The 4789-nt window shown below is 72.4% G+C and carries 4 protein-coding genes; 3 read left to right on the top strand and 1 reads right to left on the bottom strand.

Annotated elements, in window-relative coordinates:
• A partial coding sequence (locus ABZ641_RS26000; protein WP_359985410.1) for a helix-turn-helix transcriptional regulator occupies positions 1 to 625 on the bottom strand: 625 nt, incomplete at its 3' end.
• An 874-nt stretch (positions 626 to 1499) separates the two neighbouring features.
• On the opposite strand from ABZ641_RS26000, the gene ABZ641_RS26005 reads away from it, so the two are divergent.
• The 3 genes from ABZ641_RS26005 (at position 1500) to ABZ641_RS26015 (ending at position 4378) form a co-directional block, all read left to right on the top strand.
• Positions 1500 to 2279: a hypothetical protein gene (locus tag ABZ641_RS26005; RefSeq protein WP_359985412.1), complete on the top strand. Its 780-nt coding sequence runs from the start codon at positions 1500 to 1502 to the stop codon at positions 2277 to 2279.
• 702 nt (positions 2280 to 2981) lie between these two features.
• Entirely contained in the window at positions 2982 to 3971 is a 990-nt protein-coding gene (locus ABZ641_RS26010; RefSeq protein WP_359985415.1) for an FHA domain-containing protein, read from the top strand.
• A 14-nt stretch (positions 3972 to 3985) separates the two neighbouring features.
• Positions 3986 to 4378: a hypothetical protein gene (locus ABZ641_RS26015; protein WP_359985418.1), complete on the top strand. Its 393-nt coding sequence runs from the start codon at positions 3986 to 3988 to the stop codon at positions 4376 to 4378.
• The last annotated feature ends 411 nt before the right edge of the window (positions 4379 to 4789 follow it).

The following is a 4789-nucleotide window of genomic DNA, read 5'->3' on the forward strand; positions in this document are numbered from 1 at the left end:
GCTGCGGCTGCGGCTGCGGCTGCGGCTGCGGCTGCGGCTGCGGCTGCGGCTGCGGGGACCGTACCGGCACCGAGGCTGGTGTTGAGGCCGGGGCCGGTTGGCTCGTCGGGGAGCGGCCGATGCCTGGGCCGTCGCCGTCCGGGTCGGCGAGATCCTGCGCGGCCCCCTCCACGGCGGACGCAGCCGCCACCGGGCCGGCAGCGGAAGCGCCCGGGGCAGCGGTGGCAGACTCCGGACCGGCAGCGGCGGGCCCCGGACCAACGGCGGCGGAGGACACGGCAGCAGCGGGCACAGTGGCAGCAGCAGGCGGCAAGGCGAAGACGGCCGGGACCTCCTCGACCGTCGAGGCGGCCGGGGCGGTGTCCGGCGCCGGATACTTCGCCGCCCAGCCCTCCAGCAGCCGCACGTACGCCTCCAGCCGCGGCGGCTTCGGCGTCGACCGGCCGTTCTCGTAGTTCTTCACCGTCTGCACGGTCGACTGCAGCACCTTCGCCAGCTGCGCCTGCGTGATCCCGGCGGCCTCCCGAAGGCGCGCCCGCTCGGCCGGCGACGGCAGCTGCGGACCCGGCTCGACACCGGCCAAGAGCGCGTCCACCGCCGCGAACAGCTCGTCCTGCGTAGGCACAGGGCCCCACCTCCGGAACCGAACCTAACACGCCATTAGCCATTTCGATTAACTACTCCACTGATCTCACGAATTTAACCCTCACGGATCAATGCCCCCAGGGCTGCCGGCCCCGTACGCGCGGGAGCAGCACCCGCCCGGGGTGCCGGACCCGGGTGCCGGGCCCAGGCCTGGGGTACGGGCGCCGGCCTTCGCGCATCGGCAGGTCCCGGTCGGGTCGTCCGGCGCGGTCCGGCGGCGCCCCGTCCGACCAACCGGCCGCACCCCGGCTCCCGATCGACTCCCCCGGCTCCCGGCTCCCGGCTGCTCCTCGAGGGTGCGCAGCTCCCGGGCGTGCGCGGCAGCCGGTCCACACACCCGGCGGGCGGCAGCAGACGGTGCGGATCCCGCCCTTCGGCCGGCCAGGTCCGATGCGCAGCCCGGACGCCCGGCGCTCACGAGGCTGCCGGCGGATCCGTTCGGGCACTCCCCCGCTGCGGAGTTCACCGCATCGGGTGGCCTCCCGCCGGCCACGGGCGCCTCGCCGCAGGGCGTCGGGCTGCGGCAGACCGGGAGACGAGGAGGCCGCCCGCGGCGGCCCCGGGGACGAGGGACGGCGGACACGGCCGAAAGCGACAAGGCGGCCGGCCCCACCGTAGCGGCAGCCTCGGACACCCGCTCCTGCCGCCTCCGACCGCGCCCCGCAGCCCCTGCTACGGTTCTGGCCGAAAAAATGGAGGCACCCAAGAGTGCTTCCGAACAAAGATGTTGATGGTGCATCAGGCAATCGAAGGGCCATCGCGGCGAGCCTTCAGGCACGGAGGATCCTCGCAGCAGGTCCCCGCTCGCACCCCACGGGCCGCGCCCAGCGCTGCGGCCGGAAAGGCTGCCGAACATGTCATGGAACCCGGCCGGCGAACACGGCACGGACCACCCCCGGCCGATCCAGAGCCCTCCCGCCCGACAGAGCGACTGGATCATCGCCCGAACGACCCGGCAGACCCTCAGCCTCCACGCCCCGGACGGATCCCGCCGCTATGAACTGTCCTACGAGTCGCATGCCCACGGGCGGGGCCGCGTGAGCATCACCGGGTGCGACATGAACGGCGAACTGGTCACCGAACTGCAAGGAGACATGGCCCTCGCGGACGTCTCTGTGATCACCCAACTGCTGATGGGCATCACCGGTGCAGACCCTGCCGACGATCACGGACCGGCAGCCCCCGCAACAGGCACCCCCACACCTTCCGCACACGCTCCCCGTTCAGGAGAACTCTGGGACGCGGCGGAAACGGACCGGCTGGCAGCCCTACACCGCGACGGGACCGCCACCACCGAGATCGCACGCCGACTGCAACGGTCCGAGAACTCGGTCCGCTGGAAGCTCCACAGCCTCGGGCTTGCCGACTCCCCCACCGGCCTCGCACCCGCCCCACCCGCCCCCGGCTTTGAGAAGGCCTACACCGTGGAGGAAAGGCGACGCGACCACCCCAACGCCTACAAGCGCTGGACCCCGCAGGAAGAGGCAACCCTCGCGCTGCGCTGCGCCCAAGGAGCCCCGCTGGCAACCCTGTCCGAGGAGTTCGGCCGCAACGAGGGAGCCATCGCCTCCCGCCTCCTCAAGATCCACGCCGAGGGACCCGCCATGGAGGAAGCCCGGGACTTCGGCGGGTAACGGCACGAGCCCAAAAGCCCGCCGCAGCCGCCCCACGCAAGAGGCGCAACCACAACCGGCCGGACCACGCGACACCCACACGCCACACAAAGGAAAGGCGCGGCACGACGGGACACCGCACGACACCACAGGGCGGGACGGGACACCGCAGGGCACGGCACGGCAGCGGGGATCCCCGAGCCGGACACATGCGCCGCCGTCCACCAGACGACAGCACGCCGCCACAGACGAGAGCGACAGCGGTACGGCCTTCGCGCAGGGCATCCATCGACGCAACGGGATCGGCCCGGCCTGCCGCGCGCCGGTGGCGACAGCAACACCGACAGGCCGCCGAAGCCTCCGGCCGAACCCCGACACCGGCACTGGCACTGGCACCGACACCGGCACCCGGCCACCGCTCCCCGAACCGCGGACCGGGACACAGCAGGAACCCCGGCGGGCCGGCCAAGGCCAGCCCCGGACGGCGGCAGACGGCGGCAGACGGCACGGGCCACTACTCGATGCCCAAACTCCACAGCACCCTCGCCGAACCACGGCAACCGCGGCCGGACGCACCGGAAAGGGCCAGCCGTCCGGGACACCGCGGCCCCGTGGCCGGACGAGCCCGATCGGCCTTTACTGGAAGGAGCGGACCACCGGAACAGGCGGCCAAAAAAATCGCTTCGCCCGCCGCCGGATGCTCCGCCGCCAGGAGGTCGTGCCATGGACCCGCCTCTGCAAGAGCGCGCCTTACCCCACCTCGTGGTCGACCGCCCGGACCGGCTGCGCGGCCGGGTCTTCGTCCTCGACGACCAGCCGATGCTGGTCGGACGGGACTCCGACTGCCAGATCCAGGTCGGCGATCCGGGCGTCAGCCGACGGCACGCGGTGGTGTGGCGGGCCTCGGGCCGGACCACCGTCGAGGACCTCGCCTCCACCAACGGCACCATGCTCAACGGCCACCCCGTGCTCGGCCAGCAGGTGCTGCACCCGGGCGACGTACTCGACTTTGGCCCCTTCGAGGTCCACTACGAAGAACCGCGCCCCGCCGACCGGACCGTCCAGTTCCCCAGGCCCAAAACCCGCAGCACACCGGGCAGCACATCGGACACCACACCAGGCCGGACCCCGCCCCCCGACCCCGAAGCAGGGTCCGCGCCCGACCCCGGGCCCGCGCCATACGGCACCCCCACCGCAGGACCACCACCGGCCCAACCGCCACCGACCCCACCCGGCCACCCGGAACCGCCCCAGACCGACCCCACACCGCCCGCCGGCGCACCGCACTTCGACATCGGGGAGCAGCAGGCCGACCGGCTGAGCAACGTCGCCGGCAACCAGTACAACTACGTCCAACAGGCTCAGCGCGAGAGCTTCTTCAAGGAGATCGCCGCGACCCGCACCCGGGCGCGGCACCTGATCATCGTCGGCTTCCTGCTCTTCCTGGTCGGAGGCGGAATCTACGGCTGGGTGATCATCCGATTCGTCGTCAGGACGAACGACGACATCTCGTCGGGGAGCTCGTCCTTCGACACCGCCCCCGACCTGCTCGGACCGAAGGTCGCCGGCGTGCCGATCGGGGCGATCGGCTTCGCGATGGCCTCCGTCGGAACGATCCTGACGGTCATCGGGATCGTGCTGCACGTCGTGACGACATCCCGGCGCCGCCGCTTCGAGGAGGCCGAACGGCAGGGCTCCTGGCGGCCACGGTGAAAAGACACACAACCATGGTCTTCAACATCGGCAACCAGCAGGGCGGCGTCGTCAACAACGTCGCCGGGAACCAGACCGTCCACGACGGCCAGTCGGCCGTCTTCACAGCAGGCGGACAACAAGCCCGCGACCTGGTCCGCGACCTGCGGACAGCGATCGAGCAAACACCACTGCCACCGGCCGTCGAACCCCAGGTACGGGCCGAACTCGACTCACTCGACGCAGAAGTCACCCGACCCGAACCCGACCGGCAAACAGTGGCAACCCGACTCGGCCGCATCACCCGCCTGCTCTCCACCACCGGCACACTCGCCACCGCCGGCACCCGCCTCATCGGCCCGATCGGCGCACTCGCCGGCTGGCTCGGCACACTCGGCCAACCAATCCTACGAACCATCACCGGCTGACAGAAAAAACGGAACAGGCCACCACAGACCAACAGAAAACCCCCACCCCGGGGCCCACCTCGCCCCGGGCGCCGCCCCTACCCGCCCGACCACCGCCCCCGCCCGACAGCGAGGCAAGCCGACCGTGCGTTCGACCCGCCACCCCCACCACCCCCGGGCCACCAACCCGGCCCACCCGGCAGACCGACAGGTCCGGCCCGCCCGCACCAGCCACATCCGGCCACCAAGCCAGGACCCACCCCGCAACAGAACAGGCCGACGAGAAATTCGACCCGCCCGCCCACGGCGGCGTCCGACCCCCGCCGGCCGCTGGCCCCGCCCGACAGCGGGGCAAGCCGACCGTGCGTTCGGCCCCCACCACCCCCACCACCCCCGGGCCACCGACCGGGGCCTACCCGGTGGCGGGCCGGC

This window comes from Kitasatospora sp. NPDC007106 (assembly GCF_040634455.1).
Lineage (GTDB): Bacteria > Actinomycetota > Actinomycetes > Streptomycetales > Streptomycetaceae > Kitasatospora > Kitasatospora arboriphila.

Bases quoted from the DNA above. Each gene is read 5' to 3' on its own strand.
- ABZ641_RS26010 (WP_359985415.1), top strand. From the start codon at position 2,982: ATGGACCCGCCTCTGCAAGAGCGCGCCTTACCCCACCTCGTGGTCGAC.
- ABZ641_RS26015 (WP_359985418.1), top strand. From the start codon at position 3,986: ATGGTCTTCAACATCGGCAACCAGCAGGGCGGCGTCGTCAACAACGTC.
- ABZ641_RS26005 (WP_359985412.1), top strand. From the start codon at position 1,500: ATGTCATGGAACCCGGCCGGCGAACACGGCACGGACCACCCCCGGCCG.